We start from the raw sequence: 24,101 nt of genomic DNA on the forward strand, positions 1-24,101 counted from the left end.
GCTCGGGACATGAGCCACTCAGCTTCCTCCAGGAGCGCCGACGCCGGCCCGGCGCGCCCGCGGAACCGTACCGCCGCCGGCTGCACGGCACTGATGGTCGCCATAGGCGTGGGCGTCACGGCCTGCGGCTCCGGCGGTCACCCCCTCTCGGCCGAGCCGTACGACGCGGCGAAGGACATCTCCTTCAGCACCGCCGTGAGCGACGGGAAGAAGGCCGACCCGGACAAGCCCCTGGAGATCACCGCCAAGGACTCCGGCGGCCGGATCACCGACGTGACGGCCACGGACGCCGCAGGGCGGTACCTGGCGGGCGAACTGACGGCCGACGGAGGACGGTGGCACAGCACCTCGCCGCTCGCCGCAGGCGCCCACTACATGGTGCGGGTGAGCACCGAGGACGAGGACGGCGCGCCCGGACGCAGGACCGTCGACTTCGAGACCGGCGTCCCGAGGACGAAGAAGCGGCTCGACGTGACGTTCGGTCCCGACAAGGGCACGTACGGCGTGGGCCAGCCCGTCACCGCCGAACTCAGCGCCCCGGTCAAGGACAAGGCGGCGCGCGCCGTCGTCGAGCGGGCACTCAAGGTGCGGTCGCAGCCCGCGGTCCAGGGCGCCTGGCACTGGGTGGACGACAAGGAACTGCACTACCGCCCCAAGGAGTACTGGCCCGCACACGCCACTGTCAGGGCCCACAGCAACCTCGCGGGCATCAAGGTGGCCGAGCGCCTCTGGGGCGGCGTGGCCAAGCCCCTGACGCTCACCACGGGCGATCGCCTGGAGGCCGTGACGGACGCCGCGGCGCACTCGATGACGGTCTACCGCGACGGTGAGGCGATCAAGACGATCCCGGTCACCACCGGCAAGCCGGGCTTCGACACCCGAAACGGCGTCAAGGTGGTGCTGGGCAAGGAGTACTTCGTACGGATGCGCGGCACCAGCATCGGCATCGCCGAGGGCACCGCGGACTCCTACGACCTGCCCGTCTACTACGCCACGCGGGTGACCTGGAGCGGCGAGTACGTGCACGCCGCGCCGTGGTCGGCGGGGTCCCAGGGGGCGGCCAACGTCAGCCACGGCTGCACCGGCATGAGCACCGCCAACGCCGAGTGGTTCTTCGAGACGTTCCGCGCCGGCGACATCGTCAAGGTCGTCAACTCGTACGGCGACATGATGGACACGTTCGGCAACGGCTTCGGCGACTGGAACCTGACCTGGAAGAACTGGCGCAAGGGCAGTGCCCTGACCGCCGACACCCCGGAGGGCCCACCCGCCGAGGACCGCCCGAAACTACGCCCGGAGCCCGCATAGGGCGGCCCCGCAGGGGCCCGCCCCCAGGGGCGCGGGGAACGGCGCAGTCTCCTGCCTTCAGGGGCGCGGGGAACGGCGCGAACAGCCACAACGGACCCGCAGCCGCCCCACCGCACCACCCGCGGCGGCGACTACGCGCTCAGGGCGGGCTTACTGCGAAGAAGCCCCGCCAACGCCGCGGCGAACTCCACAGGATCGACCGGCAGGGTCACAGCCGCCTCGGCCCGACTCCACGTGGCGAGCCACGCGTCCTGCGGCCGCCCGATCAGCAACAGCACCGGCGGGCAGTTGAAGATCTCGTCCTTGATCTGCCGGCAGATGCCCATCCCGCCCGCGGGAGCCGCCTCGCCGTCCAGCACGCACACGTCGATGCCACCGCGATCCAGCTCCTTGATGACCGCGGCAGCTGTGGCGCACTCGATGAACTCCACCTGGGGGACATCGGTCGCGGGCCTGCGCCCCGTCGCGAGCCGCACCTGTTCGCGGGTGTTGGAGTCGTCGCTGTAGACCAGCACCGTTGCGGTCGGCTGCATTCTTCCTCCGGGACGTCAGCGTCGTAGAGACAGAGAGAGACAGAGACAGACGGACAGGGTCCGATGCGCGGATGCTACTCCCTCGATCACGTCGTCAACACCGGTTCGGACAGGGCTTCGATGGGCCATATGGGCTGGACACACCCCACAGACACCCCGAACGGCACCCCCCGAGGTGAGGGCGGGATAAGCGACCGACATAATGTCGGTCGTGGCGACAGCAACGACAGTAGATACCGGGCACGCGCACCCGTCGGTCAATCGGCCGAACCTCACCAGCGTCGGAACCATCATCTGGCTGAGTTCCGAGCTGATGTTCTTCGCGGCCCTCTTCGCGATGTACTTCACCCTCCGATCGGTGACCGGTCCCGACCATTGGAAGGAAATGGCGTCCGCCCTGAACTTCCCGTTCTCGGCGACCAACACCACGATCCTGGTGCTCTCCTCCCTCACTTGCCAGCTCGGCGTGTTCGCGGCCGAGCGTGGGGACGTGAAGAAGCTCCGGATGTGGTTCATCGTCACCTTCGTGATGGGTGCGATCTTCATCGGCGGCCAGGTGTACGAGTACACCGAGCTGGTCAAGCACGAGGGCCTCTCGCTCTCGTCCGACCCGTACGGCTCGGTGTTCTACCTGACCACCGGCTTCCACGGCCTGCACGTGACGGGTGGTCTCATCGCCTTCCTGCTGGTCCTCGGGCGCACTTACGCGGCCCGCAGGTTCACGCACGAGCAGGCGACCGCCGCCATCGTCGTGTCCTACTACTGGCACTTCGTCGATGTCGTCTGGATCGGCCTTTTCGCCACGATCTACATGATCAAGTAGCCGGGCCCGTTCCCGCGCACATTCCAGCAGCATCGACGCAGAAGATCCTGACACCGGGGTAATCCGTGAAAAAGCTCTCCGCACGACGACGCCATCCGTTGGCGGCGGTCGTCGTCCTACTCCTCGCGCTGGCGGCCACCGGGGGGCTGTACACCGCGTTCGCGCCCGCGGACAAGGCACAGGCCGATACATCCGCCCAGTCCCTCGCCATCGACGAGGGCAAGAAGCTCTACGCCGTCGGCTGCGCCAGCTGCCACGGCACCGGCGGTCAGGGCAGCACCGACGGGCCCAGCCTGGTTGGCGTGGGCGCCGCGGCCGTCGACTTCCAGGTCGGCACCGGCCGTATGCCCGCCCAGCAGCCGGGCGCGCAGGTTCCGAAGAAGAAGGTCATCTACTCGCAGGCGGAGATCGACCAGCTCGCGGCGTTCGTCGCCTCGCTGGGCGCCGGTCCGAACGTGCCTACCGAGGAGCAGTACAACCCCGAGGGCGCGGACATCGCCGAGGGCGGGGAGCTCTTCCGTACCAACTGCGCGCAGTGCCACAACTTCACCGGCAAGGGCGGCGCGTTGACGAACGGAAAGTTCGCCCCGACGCTGGAGGATGTCGACCCGAAGCACCTCTACGAGGCCATGCAGACCGGCCCGCAGAACATGCCGTCCTTCCCCGACACCACGCTGACGGAGAAGAACAAGAAGGACATCATCGCGTACCTCGACGCGGTCAACAGCGATGACTCGGAGAGCCCCGGCGGTCTGGAGCTGGGCGGCCTCGGGCCGGTCAGCGAAGGCCTCTTCGGCTGGATCTTCGGTCTCGGCGGTCTGATCGCCGTCGCCGTGTGGGTCGCCGCCCGGACCGCAAAGGCCAAGAAGTCATGAGTAGCCAAGACATCCCAGAAGAGAACCTGCCCGCCGAGCGGGCCGCCGACGAACACGCGCACGGTGACGTGAGTGTGGCGGACGAGAAGCATCCGTTCGCGGATCCCGGTCTGCCGCCGCACGAGCACCGCATCCAGGACATCGACGAGCGGGCCGCCAAGCGCTCCGAGCGCACGGTCGCCCTGCTGTTCACGCTCTCGATGCTGGCCACGGTCGGCTTCATCGCGTCCTTCGTGACGATCCCGGCCGACAAGATCGTCTACATCTTCCCGCTCGGACACATCAGCGGTCTGAACTTCGCCCTGGGCATGACGCTCGGCCTGGCGCTGTTCTGCATCGGCGCGGGCGCGGTCCACTGGGCCCGCACCCTGATGTCCGACGAGGAGATGGCCGACGAGCGCCACCCCATCGCGGCGGAGCCCGAGGTCAAGGCCAAGGTACTGGCCGACTTCAAGCAGGGCGCCAAGGAATCCGCGCTCGGCCGTCGCAAGCTCATCCGCAACACGATGTTCGGCGCGCTGACCCTGTTCCCGCTGTCCGGCATCGTCCTGCTGCGCGACCTCGGTCCGCTGCCGGAGGACAAGCTGCGGCACACGCTGTGGTCCAAGGGCAAGCTGCTCGTCAACATGAACACGAACGAGCCGCTGCGTCCCTCCGACGTCGCCGTGGGCTCGCTCACCTTCGCCAAGCCCGAGGGCCTGGAGGAGGAGGACCACGAGTTCCAGACCGAGATCGCCAAGGCGGCCCTGATGATCGTCCGGCTCCAGCCGGAGAACATCAAGGACAAGCGTGAGCTTGAGTGGTCCCACGAGGGCATCGTGGCGTACTCGAAGATCTGCACCCACGTCGGTTGCCCGATCTCCCTGTACGAGCAGCAGACGCACCACGTCCTCTGCCCGTGCCACCAGTCCACCTTCGACCTCGCCGACGGTGCCCGAGTGATCTTCGGCCCGGCCGGTCACGCCCTGCCGCAGCTGCGGATCGGTGTGAACGACGAGGGCTACCTTGAGGCGCACGGCGACTTCGAAGAGCCCGTCGGTCCTTCATTCTGGGAGCGCGGATGAGCACTACGACCACCCCGAACCCCTCGGGCGCCGGTGCGCCGGGCCGTTCGCGAGAGAAGGCGCCGGCCGGCGAGAAGATCGCCGACTGGGCCGACGGCCGACTGGGGATCTACTCCCTGGCCAAGGCCAACATGCGCAAGATCTTCCCGGACCACTGGTCCTTCATGCTGGGCGAGATCTGCCTCTACAGCTTCCTGATCATCATCCTCACGGGTGTGTATCTGACGCTGTTCTTCCACCCCTCGATGAACGAGATCGAGTACCACGGAAGCTATGTCCCGCTCCAGGGGCAGCTGATGTCGGAGGCGTTCGCCTCCACGCTGGACATCAGCTTCGACGTCCGCGGCGGTCTGCTCATCCGGCAGATCCACCACTGGGCGGCGCTCGTCTTCCTGGCCGCCATGTTCGTGCACATGATGCGCGTCTTCTTCACGGGTGCGTTCCGCAAGCCCCGTGAGGTCAACTGGCTGTTCGGCTTCCTGCTGTTCGTCCTGGGCATGTTCACCGGGTTCACCGGTTACTCGCTCCCGGACGACCTGCTCTCCGGCACCGGTGTCCGCTTCATGGAGGGCGCGGTCCTGGCCGTGCCGGTCGTCGGCACGTACCTGTCGTTCTTCCTGTTCGGCGGGGAGTTCCCCGGCGGCGACTTCGTGGCCCGTTTCTACTCGGTCCACATCCTGCTGCTGCCGGGCATCATGCTGGGTCTGGTGGTCGCCCACCTGATCCTGGTCTTCTACCACAAGCACACGCAGTTCGCGGGCCCCGGCAAGACGAACAACAACGTCGTGGGCATGCCCCTGCTGCCGGTCTACATGGCCAAGGCCGGAGGCTTCTTCTTCCTGGTCTTCGGCTTCATCGCCGTGCTGGCGGCGGTCGCGTCCATCAACCCGATCTGGGCCCTGGGGCCGTACCGGCCGGACCAGGTGTCCACGGGCGCCCAGCCCGACTGGTACATGGGCTTCTCCGAGGGCCTGATCCGTGTCATGCCGGGCTGGGAGATCAACTTCTGGGGTCACACGCTCGCCCTGGGCGTGTTCATCCCGCTGATGATCTTCCCGCTGGTCCTGGTCGCGATCGCCGTGTACCCGTTCATCGAGGCGTGGGTGACCGGCGACCAGCGCGAGCACCACATCCTGGACCGCCCGCGCAACGCGCCGACCCGTACGGGATTCGGTGTCGCCTGGATCACTCTGTACATGGTGCTGCTGGTCGGCGGTGGGAACGACCTGTGGGCCACCCACTTCCACCTCTCGATCAACACCATCACCTGGTTCGTCCGGGTCGCGTTCTTCGTCGCCCCGGTGCTCGCGTTCATCGTCACCAAGCGGATCTGCCTCGGCCTGCAGCGCCGGGACAAGGACAAGGTGCTGCACGGCCGCGAGTCGGGCATCATCAAGCGCCTGCCGCACGGTGAGTTCGTCGAGGTGCACGAGCCGCTCAGCCAGGAGGCCATGCACACCCTCACGGCGCACGAGCAGTACAAGCCGGCCGAGATCGGCCCGACGGTCGACGAGAACGGCGTCGAGCGCAAGGTGAAGGGCCCGCAGAAGCTCCGCGCGAAGCTCAGCACCGCCTACTTCGGTGAGGACGGCCAGATCCCCAAGCCGACCGCCGAGGAGTACAAGGAGATCACGAGCGGCCACGGCCACCACTGATCACCACCTGTTCGCCACGGCAGGAGCCCCGTCCATTGCATGGACGGGGCTCTTTGCCGTCCCCGGGGCTGGATAGGGTGGACCCACATCCCCGGACACGAACCCAGGAGCGGCAGATGAGTGCTGTGACCCCCGCTGGAGGCGACTTCGCGGCGGGCCGTTCCTGGCCCGCCCTCCTGAACGGCCTGCTGGACGGGCGCGACCTGGGCGCCGACGACACGGCCTGGGCGATGGACCTGATCATGCGGGGCGAGGCGACCGACGCGCAGATCGCCGGGTTCGCGGTGGCCCTGCGGGCCAAGGGCGAGACCGTCGAGGAGATCTCCGGCATGGTGCGCACGATGTACGCGCACGCCAACGTGATCGAAGTGCCGGGTGACACCGTCGACATCGTCGGCACCGGCGGTGACGGCGCGAAGACCGTCAACATCTCGACGATGTCGGCCGTCGTCATCGCCGGTACGGGTGCCAAGGTCGTCAAGCACGGCAACCGCGCGGCCTCCTCCGCGTCCGGCGCCTCGGACGTGCTCGAAAAGCTCGGCGTGAACCTGGAGCTGACTCCGCGGCGGGTGGCCGAGGTGGCCGAGGAGGCCGGGATCACCTTCTGCTTCGCCGTGAAGTTCCATCCGGCGCTGCGGCACGTGGCGGCGGCGCGCGGGCAACTGGGCATCCGCACCGTCTTCAACTTCCTCGGTCCGCTCACCAACCCGGCCCGGGTGAAGTCCCAGGCCGTCGGGGTCGCGCACGCGCCCATGGCGCCCATCGTGGCCGGGGTCCTTGCCGAGCGCGGCAACTCCTCGCTCGTCTTCCGCGGCGACGACGGGCTCGACGAGCTGACCACCACGTCCACGTCCCGGGTGTGGGTCGTACGGGACGGGAAGGTCCACGAGGAGGCCTTCGACCCGCGTGACGTGGGGATCGAGCTGGTGCCGGTGGAGGCGCTGCGGGGGGCCGACGCCTCGTACAACGCGGATGTCGCGCGACGGCTGCTGGGGGGTGAGCGGGGGCCCGTGCGGGAGGCGGTGCTGCTGAACTCGGCGGCGGCGCTGGTGGCTCTCGCGCCCGGCTCCGGGTCGCTCGCCGAACAGATCCGGACGCAGATGGCTCGCGCCGCGGAGGCGATCGATTCCGGGGCGGCGTTGCGGACGCTTGAGCGGTGGGTGGCCGCGACCAACGCGTAGGCGCTGGCGCTGGCGGTGCGGGGTGCGGGTTGGCGGGGCGGGCGCAAAAGATCGCGCCGTTCCCCGCGCCCCTGATCCGCCGGGTGGGGGTGGGCCCACACGATTGTGCCGTTCCCCGCGCCCCTGATCCGCCGGGCGCGCCCCTAGGGCCCCCTAGGGGCGCGGGGAACTGCGCAATCGGGGGTTCGGGGGTGGAGCCCCTGAGGTGGGGACCAGGTCGGTCGTCCCGGTATGCGGACAGGGCGGTTGCGGTCGGATCATCGTGTGGCATGATGCTGGCAGGTCATGAGTGACAGTCAACAGGCCCCGGCCGACTGTCCGGCAACCCTCCGTCCGTGGCGGGGTGCCCCGGGTGAAGACCAGGTCGTAGGCAGTGAGGTCTACGGCAAGCGCGGACCCCTCACCGCTCGCTGGAGCGGACACACCAGGGGTCCTGGTCGTTCGAGGGAGCCTTTCATGAGCAAGCGAATGCGATAGGGCGCCGAGCCCCACTTCCGCGTACCCCTTTCACCTTTCCCGTGCTGAGCCCTGTCCGCTCGCACGGTGATCTCGCCTGCCTCTCACGGGAGTTCGCCATGTCTGTCTCCACCACCGCCGCCGACCGGTCCGCCCACTGTGCCACCGGCACCGACGGGCCCCTGGCCGTCCTGGGCCGGGACGTCACCGTGCCGCTCGTGACCGGCGGAGAGGTCACCTACGCCGCGCTCGACTACGCGGCCAGCGCCCCCGCCCTCCAGCGCGTGTGGGACGACGTCGCCGCGTACGCCCCGTACTACGGCAGCGTGCACCGCGGGGCCGGCTACCTGTCCCAGCTCTCCACGGACCTCTTCGAGAACGCCCGCAGGACCGTGGGGGAGTTCCTCGACTGCCGGGACGACGACGAGGTCGTCTTCACCCGGTCCACCACCGACTCGCTCAACCTCCTCGCCGCCGCCCTCCCCGCCGACTGCCAGGTCTTCGTCTTCGAGACCGAGCACCACGCGTCGCTGCTGCCGTGGCAGGACGCCCGGGTCACCTACCTCAACGCCCCGCGCACCCCGGCCGAGGCCGTCGCGACGCTGGAGCGGGCCCTCGCAGAGCGGGACCCCTACGGTCCGGCGCTGGTGTGCGTCACGGGCGCCTCGAACGTCACCGGTGAGCTGTGGCCCGTACGGGAACTGGCCGCCGCCGCCCACGCGCACGGCGCCCGCATCGTGCTCGACGCGGCCCAGCTCGCGCCCCACCACCCCGTCTCCGTACAGGAGTTGGACGTGGACTGGGTCGCGTTCTCCGGCCACAAGCTGTACGCGCCGTTCGGCTCGGGCGTGCTCGCGGGGCGCTTCGACTGGCTGCGCGAGGCCGACCCGTACCTCGCCGGCGGTGGTGCCTCGAAGAAGGTGTCGCGGCGCGTGGACGGCGGCGTGGACGTCGAGTGGCACGAGAGCGCCGCACGGCACGAGGCCGGTTCGCCCAACGTCATCGGCGCCTACTCCATCGCCTCCGCCTGCAAGGCCCTCACCGAGGCCGGCTTCGACACGCTGGTCGCCCGTGAGCAGCAGCTCGTCGCCACCGTCCGCCGGGGCCTCGCCGAGGTGCCGGAGGTCCGCGTGCTCTCGCTCTTCGGTGACGACGCCCCGCGCGTCGGCGTCATCTCGTTCGTCGTCGACGGCTGGAACAGTTCGCACTTCGCCGCCGCGCTCTCCGCCGAGTACGGCATCGGCGTCCGCGACGGCCTCTTCTGCGCCCACCCGCTCGTCCGTACGCTCCTCGGCAGCGACCCGCAGTCCCAGGGCGAGTGCGGTGCCCCCGAGGCCGCCCCCGGCGAGAAGTCCCTGAACGCCATCCGCGTCAGCTTCGGCGCGGGCACCCCCGACGAACACGTGAACCGTTTCGTGGGCGCCGTGAAGGAACTCGTCAAGAACGGCGCCAGCTGGACCTACCGCACGGAGAACGGGCGCTGCGTCCCGGCCGCGTAGAGGATGGGCCCCGTAAGGGGCGCGGCCAGCCACGACGGCGCGGCACCCGACACACAGCCCGCACCCCCTCCCCGGAGAGGGCTAGTTGTCGCCCCCGATGGCGAACGCGGCCTCCAGGTCGTGCTGCGAGTACGTGCGGAACGCCACATGCGTGTCCGTGCCCTCGACCCCCGGAATCTTGCTGATCATGCCGGGAATGACGTCGGCCAGATCGTCATGAGCCTTCACCCGGACCATGGCGATCAAGTCGTACGTCCCCGTGACGGAGAAGACCTCGCTGACGCTGTCCAGCGCCGCGATCGACTCGGCGATCTCGGGAATCCGGTCCACGCTGGTCTTGATGAGCACGATCGCGGTGATCACGGCTGGTTTTCTCCCTCGGTGGCCGTCGCTGGGCTTTTCACTCTAGCCGGACGGCCGTACCGCACCCACGCGTAGAGGAAGCCGGCGGAGAAGCCCAGCAGGTGCGCCAGATAGGCGACCCCCGGCCCCTGCGACGCGCGCCCCGCCGCCAGCCACTGCAGGGACACCCAGAACGGCAGCACCACATAGGCGGGAAACCGCAGCGGGAGGAAGAAGAGGAACGGAAAGAGACTGGTCACCCGGGCTTTGGGGAACAGGTACAGAAACGCGCCGAGGACCGCGGAGATCGCCCCCGAGGCGCCCACGAGGGTCTGCGCCGAGTCGGCGTGGGCGACCGCGTAGCCCAGCAGGGCGAGGTAGCCGCAGCCCACGTAGAAGAGGGCGAACTCGAAGTGGCCCATCCTCTCCTCGGCCATCGCCCCGAAGACGTAGAGGAAGAGCATGTTCCCCAGTAGATGCAGCCAGCTGCCGTGCACGAACAGCGCGGTGGCCGGGGTGGCGGCGGCCCGCAGAGTGCCCTGGAACAGCTCGACGGGCACCACGCCCCACCGCTCGAAATAGGCCCGCTGGGCCGAAAGCAGCTCGTCACCGGTGCCGTACGCCGGACCGAGCCCCGAGGCCGGGCCGATCACGAAGATCGCGCAGCACAGGGCGATCAGTCCGTAGGTGACCGGAGCGGGCTGACTTCGGACCGCCCTGAGCGTCCTGTTGCCGGATGTACCCCAGTTGCCGAGCATGAGCAGAGCATGACGTAACGGGACCGAACCACGCAGAGCGCCTCGCCGCTCCCGGTGGACGGGCGTCGAGTACCCGCCAGGCCGTAGGGTTACGAGCCACACGCTCCAGGGAATCTGGTGCGGCACGGAGACTTACGGAAAGCGAGCGACTGCCACGATGACGGTTCCCCTCCCGACGGCCGAGACCCGGTGGCGCTGCACGCTCTGCGGCAACCTCACGCGATTCGATGTGACCCGTTCGTCGAAGGTCGTCGAGTACGTGCATCTCGACCTGGCCGGGGAACCCAAGGTCGAGGAGCGCAACGTGGTCAGTGAGACCATCGACTCCGTGCGCTGCCGGTGGTGCAACGCGGTGGATCAGGTGGAACTCGTGGACAGGCCGGGCGCCGGCTCCTGACAGGAGCGGGCCCCGCACGGACGATGGGGTGAAGGATGGTGGAGACCGCAGGCGGTGAGCCGGACGACGGCGACGCCGAGGTGCTCGACCGTCCGCTGCCCGACGGGGTGCGCCGCAGGGTCGTGCAGATCGTGTCGGACGGGTTCGGCGGGCTGACCGTGGCCGAACTGCCCACTCAGCTGAGGCAGTACGCCCGGTTCGCACCCAATCGCCGTGCCAAGTTCGCCGGTACCGCGATGGCGGCGGCCATGGAGACCGACCCGCTTTTCAGACAGCGCATCGCCGAGAAGCTCAGAGAGGCGCAGCCGGAGCTGTCCGGCGCCCTCGACTCGGCCTCGCCGCCCCCGGCCGCGGACCCGCTGGACGTGGCGGCCGCGGCCTACGTGCTGCGGCCCCCGGGCTGGGTGAAGCTGGTGACCGCGGCCGGCGAGGAGGCCCTGCGGGCGGACGCCGAGCGCGCCGACGACGAGAGCCGCGCGGAGCTGGAGCGGCTGCGCGAGCAGCTCGCCGAGGCCCGTGGGCAGACCCGCGCCGAGACGGAGCGCCTGCGGACCGAACTGGACGCGGCGAAGAAGGAAGCCGAATCGCTTCACCGCAAGCTGCGCGGGGCCTTCAGTGACGTCAAGCGCGGCGAGGCCGCCCTGCGCAAGCTGCGGGGCGAGATGGAGGCCGTGCGCGGCGAGGGACAGGCCCAGGTGTCGGCCGCCGAGAGCGAGAGCCGGCGGCTGAAGCAGCGGCTCGGTGAGGTCGAGGGCTCGCTGGAGGCCACCCGCCGCGCGGCCCGCGAGGGACGCAGCGTCGAGGACATGCGCGTACGGCTGCTCCTCGACACCGTGCTCGACGCGGCGCAGGGGCTGCGGCGCGAACTCGCGCTGCCTCCGGTGTCGGTGCGGCCCGCCGAGACCGTGGACGCGGTCGAACCGGGGCGTATGACCCCGAAGGACATCGCGGCGCGGGCGCTGTCCGAGAACGACCCCGCCATCCTCGACCAACTGCTCGCGCTGCCGCAGGCGCATCTGGTCGTCGACGGCTACAACGTCACGAAGACCGGTTATCCGCAGATGCCGCTGGAGAAGCAGCGGCTGCGGCTCCTCGGTCAGCTCTCGCAGCTCGCCGCGCAGACCGGCGCCGAGGTCACCTGTGTCTTCGACGGGGCCGAGCTGGCCGCCCCGGTACTGCTCGCGCCGCCGCGCGGGGTGCGGGTGCTGTTCTCCAAGCCGGGCATCACCGCGGACGAGTTGATCCGCCAGCTGGTGCGCGCGGAACCGCCGGGACGGCCCGTCATCGTCGTCTCGACCGACCGTGAGGTGGCCGACGGCGTGGCGAGTGCGGGAGCCCGGCCGGTGGCCTCCGTGGTGCTGCTCAAGCGCCTTTCGAGGGGTTGAGATCCGCCTCCGGTGGGCACCCTCGCCCCCTTGGTGATCCGCGTACGTCGTTCTGTCCCGTACGTCTCATAGGTGCCGGACGCGCCAAGAGCAACACATGGTCGTCTTGCCCGACTTGGCGAAACCTTCACGCAACGTAGTGTCAAGAGAGCGTTACTGCACGTGAGTTGATTGTAAAGAATACGACCGGTGACCGAGATTTTTCCGGTGAGGATTTGAACTGATCACAGGGTGGTCACTAGGGTCAGGCCTCGAACCTTCGCTCGGGTGATCACTCATTGGGAGTGACGGTGGAGGGGCACCGCCGACCGGCGTCTTCGGTGGGCGGCTGAGGTAATGAAGGAGCTCGCCTCCGTGGCGTCCCACCGTCGACCGAAGCAGCCGAGCCGCACCCGTGTGACCGTGCTCACCACTGCTGCCGCCGCTGCCGTTGCCCTCAGCTCGCAGGCGGCCAACGCCGCGCCCAGCGAGAAGCCCAGCAAGGACGAGGTCAAGGCCAAGGTCGACAAGCTCTACGAAGAGGTGGAGCGCGCCACCGACAAGGCCAACGGCGCCGAGGAGAAGCAGGAGAAGCTGGAGAAGGAGATCGACACTCTCCAGGACCAGGTCGCCCGCGGCCAGGACGATCTCAACACCATGCGCGACAGCCTCGGCCTGATGGCCAGCTCCCAGTACCGGACGGGCGCGATCGACCCCTCCGTGCAGCTCTTCCTCTCCTCGGACCCGGACGACTACCTCGACAAGGCGTCCACCATCGACCAGCTGAGCTCCCAGCAGGTCGAGGCGCTGAAGAAGGTCCAGGACAAGCAGCGCGTCCTCGCCCAGCAGCGTGAGGAAGCGGCCGGCAAGCTCAAGGAGCTCTCCGACACCCGCAAGACCCTGGGCAAGAAGAAGAAGGAAGTCCAGAGCAAGCTCGCCGACGCGCAGAAGCTGCTCAACAGCCTGACCGCCGCGGAGAAGGCGTCCATCACCGCCGCCGACCAGCGCGCCAGTCGTGACGCCGGCGACCGCATCGATCTCGGCAACGAGGTCGCGGGCTCCAACTTCGGCGCCGCCGCCCTCGCCGCCGCGAGGACCCAGATGGGCAAGCCGTACGTGTCCGGCGGCAGCGGCCCCAACTCGTACGACTGCTCCGGTCTGACGCAGTGGGCGTACGGCCAGGCCGGTGTGTCGATAACCCGGACCACCTACACGCAGCAGAACGACGGTACGAAGATCGGCCGCGGCGAGCTCAAGCCCGGCGACCTCGTCTTCTTCAACAGCCTGGCGCACGTCGGCCTGTACGCGGGCAACGGTGTGGTCCTGCACGCCCCGAAGCCCGGCGCGGTCGTCCGCCTTGAGTCGATGAGCACGATCGGCTCCTTCCAGTTCGGCGTCCGCGTCTGATCCGAGCGCTTCAGGGTTTTCCTGAAGTCCGGTCGCCACGCCGCCCGAACGGGCGAATTCCCGTGACTGCCGCTGACCCCACGCCCCGCCCATGACCTGCGTCTGAGGCGGGGCGTCGCGTTGTGTACACGTATGGGTCTTTGGCCTCCGCGTAGTCGCACGACTACTGTCTGCCGCGATTCCCCCGACTCCGGGGGACCGTCAGCGGAAGGGAGTGCGGCTTCCTGTGGGGTCCCATCGCCGCCTAGTACCGTCCGGCTTCGACCGGGGCGCCCGAGGCGCCACCCTGTGCGTACTGACCGCCGCGGCCGCGGCCCTCGGCGTCCTGCCGGCCGGCGCCGCACCGCAGGACGACAGACGTGCCGAGGTGGACCGGCTGTACGAGGAGGCCGAGCACGCCACCGAGTCGTACAACAAGGCCGACGAACGCGCCGACCTCCTGCACGACCAGGTGGACGAGGCACAGGACGGGATCGCCCGGCACCAGGACCGCGTCAACACCATGCGGGACGCGCTCGGTTCGCTCGCCGGGGCGCAGTACCGCTCCGGCGGCCTCGACCCCTCACTGGCGCTGATGTTCTCCGACGACCCCGACGAGTACCTGGACAAGGCGGCCGCGCTCGACCGGATCAGCGCCCGCCAGGCCGGGGAACTCAAGGAACTCCAGGGAGCCATGCGCGACCTCGCCCAGGAACGCGAGGAGGCGACCCGCAAGCTCGCCGAACTGGACAGGAGCCGCAAGGCCGTCGCCCGGCACAAGCGCACCGTCGAGCGGAAGCTGTCCAAGGCGCGGGAACTGCTCAACGCGATGCCCGACGGCGACCGCGCCGCCTACGACCGGGCCTCCCGCTCCGGCCGGACCCCCGACCTCACCGGAGCCGTCCCGTCCTCGGGACGCGCGGGCGCCGCCGTCGCCGCGGCCCGCTCGGCCGTCGGCCGCCCGTACGTCTGGGGGGCCAACGGGCCCTCCGGCTTCGACTGTTCGGGCCTCACGCAGTGGTCGTACGCGCAGGCCGGTGTCGGACTGCCGCGCACCTCGCAGGCCCAGGCGCACGCCGGGCGGCAGGTGCCGCTCTCCCAGGCGCAGCCGGGTGACATCGTCACCTACCGGGACGACGCCAGCCATGTCGGGATGTACGTGGGCAACGGCCAGGTGATCCACGCGCCCTATCCGGGCGCCCCGGTGCGCTACGACCCGGTGGGCATGATGCCGGTCTCGGCCGTGACGCGCCCCTGACCTGTCGGACTTCGCGCCGTACGATCAGGATCGTGGCTGGTCGTGGACGTGCGCCGAAGTGGGTCGTGGGGCTGCTGGTGGCCGGTCTGGTCGGCTGCGGCGGCTCCTCCGGGACCGATGCCGCCTCCGCCGACGTCCGGGGCGTGCTGGACCGGCGGGCGGCGGCGGTGCGCGACGGCAGCGAGAAGGCCTTCGTGGCGACGGCGGCGCCCGGCTCGGTGGCCGCCGGCGAACGGGCCGAGGCGCGCGCCGAGTTCAGGAACCTGCGGGCGGTCCCGCTGACCGACTGGTCGTACCGCGTGACCGGCTTCCACCGCTCCGGCGACCGCGCCACGGTCGAAGCGGACCTCCGCTACCGCATGGACGGCTACGACCGGGCGCCCGTCGTCACCGCCCGCACGCTGAGCCTCACCCGCGCCGAGGGCCGCTGGTACGTGACCGGCGACAGGCCCGCGGGCGACGCGAGCCGGCAACTGTGGGAGCAGGGGCCCGTGGTGGCCGTACACGGCGAGCACAGCCTCGTCCTGGGGGTCGGGCAGTCCCGCGGCACGCTGCGCGGTTACGCGGGCCTGGCCGACCGCGCGGTGCCCGCGGTGCGGGAGGCGTGGGGCGAGGAGTGGCCGGGACGGGTCGTCGTCCTCGTACCGAAGTCGCTGGACGGCATGGCGGAGCTGCTGGGGGCGCCCGCGTCCGGGTACCGGGGGATCGCGGCGGTCACCACGGGCGAGGCGGGCGGTTCGGGGAAGGCGCCCGCCGACCGGATCATCGTGAACCCGGACGCCTACGGGGTGCTGGGTTCCTTCGGCCGGCAGGTCGTGCTCACACACGAGACCACCCATGTCGCCACGCGCGCATCCACCTCGGCGGCGACCCCGCTGTGGCTGTCGGAGGGGTACGCGGACTGGGTCGGCTACCGGGGCACCGGCCGCACCGCGGCGGAGATCGCGCCCGAGCTGACGCGCGCGGTGACCGACGGACGCGTGCCGGACGAGCTGCCCGCCGACGGGGACTTCGGGTTCGGCGGGGACGCGGCGAAGCTGGCCCGGGCGTACGAGAGCGGGTGGCTGGCCTGCCGGATGATCGCCGAGCGGTGGGGCGAGGTGCGGCTGGGCGAGTTCTACCGGGCCGTGGGGGCGCACGAGAAGCGTGCGGGCGCGGTGGAGGCGGGGCTGCGGGAGGTCCTGGACACGTCGCCGTGGGAGTTCACGGCGCTGTGGCAGGCGTATCTGCGGGACCGGCTCATGTGACGGCGTCCGGGGCACGCCGTGACGACGGCCGCCGCGATGGCCGGGCGGCGCGGCCGGTGCGACCCTGGCGGGGTGACGGAAAGCGGAGCGGCGGAGAGCGGACGGCGGGCGGAGCGGCGCCTGGAGCGAGCCATTCTGGAGCTGTTGGAGCGCCGCGCCCCGGCCGCGACGATCTGCCCCTCCGACGCCGCTCGGGCGGTGTACGAGGGCGACGACGACGGCTGGCGCGCGCTCATGGAACCCGCCCGTCGCGCGGCCCGGCGGCTGGTCGAGGCCGGCGAAGTGGAGATCACCCAGGGCGGACGGGCCGTCGAGCCGGCCAAGGCCCGCGGCCCGATCCGTATCCGCCGCGTCCGCTGAGCCGGCCGTCACCGGGCGCGGGCGGCGTCCGCGGCGGTCAGGGGGTCAGTGATTCCTCGTCGGCGGGCGTCGCCCGGCTGGGCACCGGGGCCGGAGCCGCGTACGACACGGTGTCGCGCCACAGGAGGACGCCGGTGGTGACGGTCGCGGCGACCAGCAGGCCGTTGCGGATCACCAGCAGGGTGATGCCGAGGCCGCTGCTGCCGACGACGTCCGCGAAGTACACGGGGAACTCCAGGACGGTGAAGAAGCACGCCGTCAGCACCATCCCCGCGGGCAGGCCCATCCGGCTGTCGCGGAAGACCAGGCAGACGGCGGCCAGGGCGACCAGCCACACCATGTACTGCGGGCTGATCACCCGGCTGGTGACGGTGAACAGCAGCACCGCCATGAACGCGGCGTCGGCGGCCGTGTGCACCAGGAACCGGGTCGCGCACAGCCGCCACAGGAGCAGCCAGCCGAAGGCGAGCCCGGTCAGCATCAGCGCCACCGTGCTCACCACGTCGACGTACGGGCCGAGGAATTCCACCGAGCCGTAGTTCAGCAGGACCTGGCCCTCCCAGCCGTGGTGCCGGGCGATGTGGAAGACCAGCGCGCCGAGCGACTCGACCTCGGTCCCGCGGTCGCGCTGGAAGGTCAGGAACGCGAACGCGCCCGGCATCAGCGCGGCGAACACCACCGCGATGCCCGCGGCCGTCGCCGCCGCCGCGCCCCAGGCCCGGCGCCCGGTCGTGCCCACGAGCAGCAGCAGCGGCCACACCTTCAGCAGCGCGCCGAACGCGGCCAGCGCGCCCATCACCCTCGGGTGCCGGACGCCCGCGAGGAGCGCGGCCACGGCGACGGCGGCCACCATCACGTCGTAGCGCGAGTACACCGTCGGGCCGAGCAGGGGTACGCCCACCACCCACACCCAGACGCCGCGCGCCGACCTGCCGGGGCGCAGGCCCGCGTACAGGAGCAGCCCGAAGGCGATCAGGTCGGCGGCGAAGGCCAGGACGAAGAACGCCTGCGTGTAGGCGAGGAACGGCAGCAGTGCGGGGGAGAGGATCGCGAGCGCGGCGGCCGGCGGGTACTGCCAGGTCACGTCGTCCAGCGGGAAGGTGCCGGTGCGCAGGACCTCGTACCAGTTCCGGTAGGTCACCGTGACGTCGCTCGTGACGTCCGGGCCGGGAAAGACGAACACCTTGAAGACGAAGAGCAGCAACAGCAGTCTCGTCAGGCCCCAGGCCGCCAGCAGTAGGTACGGGAACCTCGGCCCCCTGGCTGCCGCCATGCCCACCTGCCCTTTTCCGTACGGATCCGCCGTGCCGCCGCGCTGTCCCGCTTCGCTGTGCGGCCATGATCCCCCGCGCGGCTGTGCGAGGGCCGTGAAGCGCGGCCGGGCGGGGCGGCGAGGTGCGGGTTCGGTACTGTCGACGGCGATGCGCGAGACGATGCACAAGACCCTGATCGTGACCAACGACTTTCCGCCGAGACCGGGCGGTATCCAGGCCTTCCTGCACAACATGGCGTTGCGCCTGGATCCCGAACGGCTCGTCGTCTACGCCTCCACGTGGAAGCGGGGCCGGGAGGGAGCCGAGGCCACAGCCGCCTTCGACGCCGAACAGCCCTTCGTCATCGTACGCGACCGAACAACCATGCTGCTGCCCACTCCGGGGGTCTCCCGGCGGGCCGTCGGGCTGCTGCGGGAGCACGGCTGCAGCTCGGTGTGGTTCGGTGCGGCGGCACCGCTCGGGCTGCTCGCGCCGGCGCTGCGGAAGGCGGGCGCGGAGCGGCTCGTGGCCACCACGCACGGCCATGAGGCGGGGTGGGCGCAACTGCCCGCCGCGCGCCAACTCCTGGGCAGGATCGGGGAGTCCACCGATGTGATCACGTATCTCGGTGAGTACACCCGCTCCCGGATCGCTGCCGCGCTGACGCCCGAGGCGGCTGCCCGGATGGTGCAACTTCCGCCCGGCGTGGACGAGAAGACCTTCCATCCCGGGTCGGGCGGGGACGCGGTCCGGGCGCGCCTCGGTCTCACCGACCGGCCGGTGGTGGTCTGCGTCTCGCGTCTCGTCCCGCGCAAGGGGCAGGACACGCTCATCCTCGCGATGCCGCGCATCCTGGCGAGCGAGCCGGACGCCGTGCTGCTGATCGTGGGCGGGGGGCCGTACGAGAAGGATCTGCGCCGGCTCGCGTACGAGACCGGGGTCGCCGACTCCGTGCGGTTCACCGGGGCGGTGCCCTGGCCGGAACTTCCGGCCCACTACGGCGCGGGGGACGTCTTCGCCATGCCGTGCCGTACGCGGCGCGGGGGGCTGGACGTGGAGGGGCTCGGCATCGTCTACCTGGAGGCTTCCGCGACCGGGCTTCCCGTGGTGGCCGGGGACTCCGGGGGTGCGCCGGACGCGGTGCTCGACGGGGAGACCGGCTGGGTGGTCCGCGGGGGCTCCGCCGAGGACGCGGCCGACCGGATCGTCGCGCTGCTCGCGGATCCGGAGCTTCGGCGGCGGATGGGGCAGCGGGGGCGGGAGTGGGTGGAGGAGAAATGGCGCTGGGACCTCCTGGCGGAGGGCCTGCGGGGGTTGTTGTAGCGCCTGCGGGGTGCGGCTCGTCGCCGTGCGGGCCGGTTGCGCAGTTCCCCGCGCCCCTGAAAGATGAAAGCTGGGGCGCAGCCCCGCTTTCAGAGGCGCGGGGAACTGCGCGGGCGACCGCTACGGCCCGCGGCTGCAAGGCGGGTGCTTTCAGGGGCGCGGGGAACTGCGCGGGCGGTCATCGCGGACGGCGAGTCGCGAACGTACCCCCCGCCTCAGGGAGATCAGGCGCCCTCAGCCTTGATAGATCGCTTCGATCTCGGCGGCGTAATCCTTCGCCACCACGTTCCGCTTCAGCTTCAGGGACGGGGTCAAGTGCCCCGAGTCCTCGGTGAACTGGTGCGACAGCACACGGAACTTCCGCACGGACTCCGCCTTCGACACCGCCGCGTTCCCGTCGTCCACCGCACTCTGGACCGCCGCGAGCAGCTCAGGGTCGAGGGCCAGCGACGCCGCGGTCGAGCCGACCGGCTTCCCGTGGTCCTCGGCCCACCGGCCCAGGAACTCCTCGTCGATGGTGACCAGCGCGCCAACGAACGGCCGCCCGTCGCCGACGACCATGCACTCCGCGACCAGCGCGTGCGCCCGGATGCGGTCCTCGATCACGGCCGGCGCGACGTTCTTGCCGCCCGCCGTGACGATGATCTCCTTCTTGCGGCCGGTGATGCGCAGGTACCCGTCCTCGTCGAGCGTGCCGATGTCACCGGTGTGGAACCAGCCGTCGGCGAGCGCCTCCTCGGTGGCGCCCTCGTTGTTCCAGTACCCCTTGAACAGGTGCTCGCCGTGCAGCAGCACCTCGCCGTCGTCGGCGATCCGGATCACCGAACCGGGCAGCGGCTGCCCGACCGTGCCGATCTTCTGGCGGTCCCACGGGTTGAAGGCGGTGGCCGCGCAGGACTCGGTCAGCCCGTAGCCCTCCAGGACCGTGAAGCCGATACCGCGGAAGAAGTGGCCCAGGCGCTCGCCCAGCGGAGCCCCGCCGGAGATCGCGTACTCGCCCTTGCCGCCGAGCACCGCGCGCAGCTTGCTGTAGACGAGTTTGTCGAACGTCTTGTATTTGATCTTCAGGCCGAGGGACGGGCCCGCCGGGGTGTCCAGCGCGCGGCTGTACGCGATCGCCGTGTCCGCCGCCTTGTCGAAGATCTTGCCCTTGCCGTCGGCCTGCGCCTTGGCCCGCGCCGAGTTGTAGACCTTCTCGAAGACGCGCGGCACACCGAGGATCAACGTCGGCCGGAACGAGGCCAGTTCGTCGGTCAGGTTCTTGATGTCCGGGACCATGCCCAGCTTGATCGGCGCCATCATCGGCGCGACCTGCACGAGCCGTCCGAAGACGTGCGCGAGCGGCAGGAAGAGGAGCACCGAGCACTCGCCGGTACGGAACAGCGGCCGCAGCCGCTCCACGATGCCGCCGTCCTTGGCGATGTCGCTGGTGATGCCGTCCACGGTCCTGACGAAGTGACGGAGCACCGGCAGGGCGTACGCCGCGAGGCCGTGCACCTTGTTCGCCGGATTGACGAGCACGATGCCGCTGATCTCGTCGCCGTGCTTCGCGGCGAGCCGCAGGGTGAGCGCGCCGCCCATGGAGAGGCCGAAGACGAAGACCTGGGAGCAGCGCTCGCGCAGGGCGCGCAGCTCACGGTCCACCTCCGCGTACCAGTCCTGCCAGCCGGTGAGCTGCATGTCCTCCCAGCGTGTGCCGTGCCCGGGCAGCAGCGGCAGCGCGACGGTCAGACCGCGCCCGGCGAGATACTCCGCCCAGGGGCGCAGCGACTGCGGGGAACCGGTGAAGCCGTGGCAGAGGAGGACCCCGACCTCTCCGCCCTCGTGGTGGAACGGCTCAGCTCCGGGAAGGACCGGCACCTTCGGTCTCCTGTTCGTTCAAGGACAAGTGCAAGGACAAGATCAAGGGCAAGTGCAAGGGCGAGTTCAGGGGTGGCGCGACACTCACCCCGAAGCTTCGAGGCGTACTTCACCGTACGCGACGGCACTGACACCGACCAGGGCCGTCGGGCCCATTGACGGTGCTCCGGGTTAAGGTCTGATCGACAGCAACAGGAGGCACCCGGGTGATCTACGGCGCAATGAAGTTTTCCATCGGAGGGCCCCTGAAGCTCGCTTTCAGGCCCTGGGTGGAAGGCCTCGAAAACATTCCCGCCGAGGGTCCGGCCATCCTGGCGAGCAATCACCTGTCGTTCTCGGACTCGTTCTTCCTTCCCGCGGTCCTCGACCGCAAGGTCACCTTCATCGCGAAGGCCGAATACTTCACCACTCCCGGCGTCAAGGGCCGGATGACCGCCGCCTTCTTCAAGGGTGTCGGCCAGCTGCCGGTCGACCGTTCCGGCGGACGCGGCGCGGGCGAGGCGGCGATCAAGAGCGGTGTCGACGTCCTTCAGCGCGGCGAGCTCTTCGGTATCTACCCGGAGGGCACCCGGTCGCCCGACGGCCGCCTCTACCGGGGCAAGCCCGGCGGACTCGCGCGCGTGGCGCTGGCCACCGGGGCGCCCGTCATCCCGGTCGCCATGATCGACACGGAGAAGATCCAGCCGCCGGGCAAGGTGATGCCCAAGCTGATGCGCCCGGGCATCCGGATCGGCAGGCCGCTGGACTTCAGCCGGTACAGCGGCATGGAGCACGACCGTTTCGTGCTGCGCGCGGTGACCGACGAGGTCATGTACGAGATCATGAAGCTCTCCGGACAGGAGTACGTCGACATCTACGCGACGGCCGCCAAGCGGCAGATCGCGGAGGCGGCGAAGGCACAGAAGCAGGCGCAGAAGGAAGCCCAGAAGGAAGCCGAGCAGGCCCGCAAGGACGCCGAACAGGCGCGGACGGAAGCCCGGCACGAGGCGGACCGGGCGGGACGGGCCGACAAGGAGCAGACCGGCTCCTAGATCTGGACGCGGCCACGGGGGATGGGGTACTGGGGGACATGGCCAAGCGCGAGAGAGTCATGAGAATGTCGGTCGAACAGCCGCTGTGGCGTGCGCTCACCGGGTACCGCGTCCTGACGCTGTTCTACGCGATCGGTCTCTTCGTCGCGAAGAACGACGAGTTCATCCGCCCCGAAGTGGCCATCGGCTACTACGTGCTGCTCTCCGTCTGGACCTTCGCGACCCTGCCCAAGGTGGCGAACGCGCAGAACTGCACCAAGCCCTTCCTCGCGGCCGACCTGACCGTCGCCCTCACCGGCATCCTGCTCACCCCGGTCGCGGACGCCCACGACCGGATCGTGGCGGGCGGCCCGACCCTCCCGTCGATATGGACCGCGGGCGCGGTGCTGGCGTTCGCCATCAAGGGCGGCTGGCGCTGGGCGGCCTTCGCCTCGGCGCTCGTCGGCGTCGCCAACGTCCTGCAGCGCGGCGCGCTCAGCGAGGACACCCTCCACAACGTGCTGCTGGTCTGGGTGGCCTCCATCGCCATCGGGTACGTCGTCGAGGTCGCCCGGGCCTCCGAGCGCACCCTGGCCCGCGCCCTGGAGATCGAGGCGGCGACGCGCGAACGGGAGCGGCTCGCCCGTGACATCCACGACGGTGTCCTGCAGGTGCTGGCCATGGTGCAGCGGCGCGGCTCCGCGATCGGCGGGGAGGCCGCCGAACTGGGCCGCCTCGCCGGCGAGCAGGAGGTGGCGCTGCGCACCCTGGTCTCCGGCGGACTCGTACCCGTCTCGCGGCTGTCGGAGGACGAGGCCCAGGGCGCCGTCGTGCGCGCGGTGGACGAACCCGACCCGCAGGACGACTCCGCCCTCCGCGACCTGCGCCCGCTGCTCGCCCCGTACGCGAGCGCGCGGGTGACGTTCTCCGAGCCGGGCACCCCGGTGCCGCTCGCGGCCGGGGCCGCGCGTGAGCTGGCCGCCGCCGTCGGCGCCGCCCTGGACAACGTCCGTCGTCACGTCGGCGAGGACGCCCGGGCGTGGATCCTGGTCGAGGACGAGCCGGACGAGGTGATCGTGTCGGTCCGCGACGACGGCCCCGGCATCCCCGAGGGACGGCTCGCCCAGGCGGAGGGGGAGGGGCGCCTCGGGGTGGCCCTGTCGATCCGCGGACGGCTGCGCGAGATCGGGGGCACGGCCGAGCTGATCTCGGTGCCGGGCCAGGGCACGGAAGTCGAACTGAAGGTACCGAAGAACGTACCGGCGCACGTATCGCAGGACGTACCGAGGAATGTGCGGGACCCGAAGGCCTCGAAGGGGCCCGAAGGCGCGCGGGGGAAGGCGGAGAAGGCATGACCGAGCGCGTGACCGAGGGGCAGGACCCGATCAGGGTCATGGTGGTCGACGACCACCCCATGTGGCGCGACGCGGTCGCCCGCGACCTGGCCGAGTCCGGGTTCGACGTGGTCGCGACCGCGGGCGACGGCGAGCAGGCGGTGCGCCGGGCCCAGGCCGTCGGGCCCGACGTCCTCGTGCTGGACCTGAACCTGCCGGCGAAGCCCGGTGTGCAGGTCTGCAAGGAACTCGTCGGCTTCAACCCCGCCCTGCGCGTCCTGGTCCTCTCCGCGAGCGGCGAGCACGCCGACGTCCTGGAGGCGGTCAAGTCGGGCGCCACCGGCTATCTGCTCAAGTCGGCCTCCACGGAGGAGCTGATCGACGCGGTGCGCCGCACGGCCGTCGGCGACCCCGTCTTCACCCCGGGTCTCGCGGGCCTGGTCCTCGGCGAGTACCGCAGACTCGCCTCCGACCCGGGACCCGCCACGGGCGGCGACGAGCCGAGGGCCCCGCAGCTCACCGACCGCGAGACCGAGGTGCTCCGGCTCGTGGCCAAGGGCCTGAGCTACAAGCAGATCGCCGAGCGCCTCGTCATCTCCCACCGCACCGTGCAGAACCACGTCCAGAACACCCTGGGCAAGCTCCAGTTGCACAACCGCGTGGAGCTGGTGCGCTATGCCATAGAGCGGGGCCTCGACGACGCGTAAACCCGTCGATACACACCAACGAGTGACGGCAGGTGATCAACTCCCGCACATTGCACCGGAATTGACCTTCCGCCCTCTCCTTGAGTGACCTGGATCACTATTAGCGTG

General features: G+C 70.4%; 21 protein-coding genes, 2 pseudogenes and 1 riboswitch. Of the genes and pseudogenes, 17 read left to right on the forward strand and 6 right to left on the reverse strand.

Annotation, left to right across the window (positions count from 1 at the left end; genetic code table 11):
* The first annotated feature begins 9 nt into the window (after positions 1-9).
* Positions 10-1,308 carry a L,D-transpeptidase gene (locus OHS59_RS32005; RefSeq protein WP_328496824.1) on the forward strand — a complete coding sequence of 433 codons (1,299 nt, stop codon included), beginning with the start codon at positions 10-12 and terminating at the stop codon, positions 1,306-1,308.
* Positions 1,309-1,439: 131 nt separating this feature from the next.
* Here OHS59_RS32005 and OHS59_RS32010 read toward each other — a convergent pair whose 3' ends face one another.
* Positions 1,440-1,841: a hypothetical protein gene (locus OHS59_RS32010; RefSeq protein ID WP_328496825.1), complete on the reverse strand. Its 402-nt coding sequence runs from the start codon at positions 1,839-1,841 to the stop codon at positions 1,440-1,442.
* 202 nt (positions 1,842-2,043) lie between these two features.
* On the opposite strand from OHS59_RS32010, the gene ctaE reads away from it, so the two are divergent.
* From ctaE to OHS59_RS32040, 6 genes are all read left to right on the forward strand, one after another.
* The gene (ctaE, locus tag OHS59_RS32015) at positions 2,044-2,664 is read left to right on the forward strand and encodes an aa3-type cytochrome oxidase subunit III (RefSeq protein WP_107017430.1); all 621 of its coding nucleotides are present in this window, start codon (positions 2,044-2,046) and stop codon (positions 2,662-2,664) included.
* A gap of 65 nt (positions 2,665-2,729) precedes the next feature.
* The gene (qcrC, locus tag OHS59_RS32020; protein WP_328496826.1) at positions 2,730-3,539 is read left to right on the forward strand and encodes a cytochrome bc1 complex diheme cytochrome c subunit; all 810 of its coding nucleotides are present in this window, start codon (positions 2,730-2,732) and stop codon (positions 3,537-3,539) included.
* Positions 3,536-4,603, forward strand: coding sequence for a cytochrome bc1 complex Rieske iron-sulfur subunit (qcrA, locus tag OHS59_RS32025; protein WP_328496827.1), 1,068 nt, complete (start codon positions 3,536-3,538; stop codon positions 4,601-4,603). The genes qcrC and qcrA overlap by 4 nt, the downstream gene beginning before the upstream one ends.
* A complete protein-coding gene (gene qcrB, locus OHS59_RS32030; protein ID WP_328496828.1) occupies positions 4,600-6,258 on the forward strand; it encodes a cytochrome bc1 complex cytochrome b subunit in 1,659 nt (552 codons plus the stop codon). Before qcrA ends, qcrB begins: the two co-directional genes overlap by 4 nt.
* Before the next feature lie 116 nt (positions 6,259-6,374).
* Positions 6,375-7,439 carry an anthranilate phosphoribosyltransferase gene (gene trpD, locus OHS59_RS32035; RefSeq protein WP_328496829.1) on the forward strand — a complete coding sequence of 355 codons (1,065 nt, stop codon included), beginning with the start codon at positions 6,375-6,377 and terminating at the stop codon, positions 7,437-7,439.
* Positions 7,440-7,720: 281 nt separating this feature from the next.
* A riboswitch (SAM riboswitch) is annotated at positions 7,721-7,837 on the forward strand.
* A 177-nt stretch (positions 7,838-8,014) separates the two neighbouring features.
* Positions 8,015-9,394, forward strand: a complete 1,380-nt coding sequence (locus OHS59_RS32040; RefSeq protein ID WP_328496830.1) for an aminotransferase class V-fold PLP-dependent enzyme — start codon at positions 8,015-8,017, stop codon at positions 9,392-9,394.
* Between the two features lie 81 nt (positions 9,395-9,475).
* On the opposite strand, the gene OHS59_RS32045 is transcribed toward OHS59_RS32040, so the two are convergent.
* Entirely contained in the window at positions 9,476-9,757 is a 282-nt protein-coding gene (locus tag OHS59_RS32045) for an Lrp/AsnC family transcriptional regulator (RefSeq protein ID WP_107017436.1), read from the reverse strand.
* On the reverse strand, positions 9,754-10,494 hold the full coding sequence (locus OHS59_RS32050; protein ID WP_328496831.1) for a rhomboid family intramembrane serine protease: 741 nt from the start codon (positions 10,492-10,494) through the stop codon (positions 9,754-9,756). Before OHS59_RS32050 ends, OHS59_RS32045 begins: the two co-directional genes overlap by 4 nt.
* Before the next feature lie 157 nt (positions 10,495-10,651).
* On the opposite strand from OHS59_RS32050, the gene OHS59_RS32055 reads away from it, so the two are divergent.
* From OHS59_RS32055 to OHS59_RS32080, 6 genes are all read left to right on the forward strand, one after another.
* Positions 10,652-10,891: a hypothetical protein gene (locus OHS59_RS32055; protein ID WP_328496832.1), complete on the forward strand. Its 240-nt coding sequence runs from the start codon at positions 10,652-10,654 to the stop codon at positions 10,889-10,891.
* Positions 10,892-10,926: 35 nt separating this feature from the next.
* Positions 10,927-12,276, forward strand: a complete 1,350-nt coding sequence (locus OHS59_RS32060) for an NYN domain-containing protein (RefSeq protein ID WP_328496833.1) — start codon at positions 10,927-10,929, stop codon at positions 12,274-12,276.
* Positions 12,277-12,630: 354 nt separating this feature from the next.
* Entirely contained in the window at positions 12,631-13,662 is a 1,032-nt protein-coding gene (locus tag OHS59_RS32065) for a C40 family peptidase (RefSeq protein WP_328496834.1), read from the forward strand.
* A gap of 226 nt (positions 13,663-13,888) precedes the next feature.
* On the forward strand, positions 13,889-14,899 hold the full coding sequence (locus OHS59_RS32070; protein WP_328496835.1) for a C40 family peptidase: 1,011 nt from the start codon (positions 13,889-13,891) through the stop codon (positions 14,897-14,899).
* 32 nt (positions 14,900-14,931) lie between these two features.
* Complete coding sequence (locus tag OHS59_RS32075) at positions 14,932-16,146, forward strand: hypothetical protein (RefSeq protein WP_328496836.1); 1,215 nt, start codon at positions 14,932-14,934, stop codon at positions 16,144-16,146.
* Positions 16,147-16,218: 72 nt separating this feature from the next.
* Positions 16,219-16,506 carry a DUF3253 domain-containing protein gene (locus OHS59_RS32080; RefSeq protein ID WP_328496837.1) on the forward strand — a complete coding sequence of 96 codons (288 nt, stop codon included), beginning with the start codon at positions 16,219-16,221 and terminating at the stop codon, positions 16,504-16,506.
* A 37-nt stretch (positions 16,507-16,543) separates the two neighbouring features.
* On the opposite strand, the gene OHS59_RS32085 is transcribed toward OHS59_RS32080, so the two are convergent.
* Positions 16,544-17,779: a glycosyltransferase 87 family protein gene (locus OHS59_RS32085; protein ID WP_328496838.1), complete on the reverse strand. Its 1,236-nt coding sequence runs from the start codon at positions 17,777-17,779 to the stop codon at positions 16,544-16,546.
* Between the two features lie 160 nt (positions 17,780-17,939).
* On the opposite strand from OHS59_RS32085, the gene OHS59_RS32090 reads away from it, so the two are divergent.
* A complete protein-coding gene (locus OHS59_RS32090; protein WP_328499439.1) occupies positions 17,940-19,082 on the forward strand; it encodes a glycosyltransferase family 4 protein in 1,143 nt (380 codons plus the stop codon).
* A 234-nt stretch (positions 19,083-19,316) separates the two neighbouring features.
* Here the strand turns inward: OHS59_RS32090 and OHS59_RS32095 are convergent.
* Positions 19,317-20,495: pseudogene (locus OHS59_RS32095) on the reverse strand (AMP-dependent synthetase/ligase); the annotation flags it as partial.
* A 21-nt stretch (positions 20,496-20,516) separates the two neighbouring features.
* A pseudogene (locus OHS59_RS32100) lies at positions 20,517-20,942 on the reverse strand (alpha/beta hydrolase); the annotation flags it as partial.
* 221 nt (positions 20,943-21,163) lie between these two features.
* Here OHS59_RS32100 and OHS59_RS32105 point away from each other — a divergent pair.
* The 3 genes from OHS59_RS32105 to OHS59_RS32115 are packed head-to-tail and all read left to right on the forward strand — an operon-like array spanning position 21,164 to position 23,993.
* On the forward strand, positions 21,164-21,973 hold the full coding sequence (locus OHS59_RS32105; RefSeq protein WP_328496839.1) for a lysophospholipid acyltransferase family protein: 810 nt from the start codon (positions 21,164-21,166) through the stop codon (positions 21,971-21,973).
* Positions 21,974-22,011: 38 nt separating this feature from the next.
* Positions 22,012-23,307 carry a MacS family sensor histidine kinase gene (gene macS, locus OHS59_RS32110; RefSeq protein ID WP_328496840.1) on the forward strand — a complete coding sequence of 432 codons (1,296 nt, stop codon included), beginning with the start codon at positions 22,012-22,014 and terminating at the stop codon, positions 23,305-23,307.
* Positions 23,304-23,993 (forward strand): response regulator transcription factor, encoded by a 690-nt coding sequence (locus OHS59_RS32115; RefSeq protein ID WP_328496841.1) that lies wholly within the window; start codon positions 23,304-23,306, stop codon positions 23,991-23,993. Before macS ends, OHS59_RS32115 begins: the two co-directional genes overlap by 4 nt.
* Positions 23,994-24,101: the final 108 nt, after the last annotated feature.

The organism is Streptomyces sp. NBC_00414 (genome assembly GCF_036038375.1).
GTDB lineage: Bacteria > Actinomycetota > Actinomycetes > Streptomycetales > Streptomycetaceae > Streptomyces.

What these genes read in the sequence shown, in the direction of transcription:
- OHS59_RS32040 (WP_328496830.1), top strand. Translation starts at nt 8,015, where the DNA reads ATGTCTGTCTCCACCACCGCCGCCGACCGGTCCGCCCACTGTGCCACC.
- OHS59_RS32090 (WP_328499439.1), top strand. Translation starts at nt 17,940, where the DNA reads ATGCACAAGACCCTGATCGTGACCAACGACTTTCCGCCGAGACCGGGC.
- trpD (WP_328496829.1), top strand. Translation starts at nt 6,375, where the DNA reads ATGAGTGCTGTGACCCCCGCTGGAGGCGACTTCGCGGCGGGCCGTTCC.
- ctaE (WP_107017430.1), top strand. Translation starts at nt 2,044, where the DNA reads ATGTCGGTCGTGGCGACAGCAACGACAGTAGATACCGGGCACGCGCAC.
- qcrB (WP_328496828.1), top strand. Translation starts at nt 4,600, where the DNA reads ATGAGCACTACGACCACCCCGAACCCCTCGGGCGCCGGTGCGCCGGGC.
- macS (WP_328496840.1), top strand. Translation starts at nt 22,012, where the DNA reads ATGGCCAAGCGCGAGAGAGTCATGAGAATGTCGGTCGAACAGCCGCTG.
- OHS59_RS32105 (WP_328496839.1), top strand. Translation starts at nt 21,164, where the DNA reads ATGAAGTTTTCCATCGGAGGGCCCCTGAAGCTCGCTTTCAGGCCCTGG.
- OHS59_RS32060 (WP_328496833.1), top strand. Translation starts at nt 10,927, where the DNA reads ATGGTGGAGACCGCAGGCGGTGAGCCGGACGACGGCGACGCCGAGGTG.
- OHS59_RS32010 (WP_328496825.1), bottom strand. Translation starts at nt 1,841, where the DNA reads ATGCAGCCGACCGCAACGGTGCTGGTCTACAGCGACGACTCCAACACC.
- qcrA (WP_328496827.1), top strand. Translation starts at nt 3,536, where the DNA reads ATGAGTAGCCAAGACATCCCAGAAGAGAACCTGCCCGCCGAGCGGGCC.
- OHS59_RS32055 (WP_328496832.1), top strand. Translation starts at nt 10,652, where the DNA reads ATGACGGTTCCCCTCCCGACGGCCGAGACCCGGTGGCGCTGCACGCTC.
- OHS59_RS32005 (WP_328496824.1), top strand. Translation starts at nt 10, where the DNA reads ATGAGCCACTCAGCTTCCTCCAGGAGCGCCGACGCCGGCCCGGCGCGC.
- OHS59_RS32115 (WP_328496841.1), top strand. Translation starts at nt 23,304, where the DNA reads ATGACCGAGCGCGTGACCGAGGGGCAGGACCCGATCAGGGTCATGGTG.
- OHS59_RS32050 (WP_328496831.1), bottom strand. Translation starts at nt 10,494, where the DNA reads ATGCTCGGCAACTGGGGTACATCCGGCAACAGGACGCTCAGGGCGGTC.
- OHS59_RS32085 (WP_328496838.1), bottom strand. Translation starts at nt 17,779, where the DNA reads ATGGCGGCAGCCAGGGGGCCGAGGTTCCCGTACCTACTGCTGGCGGCC.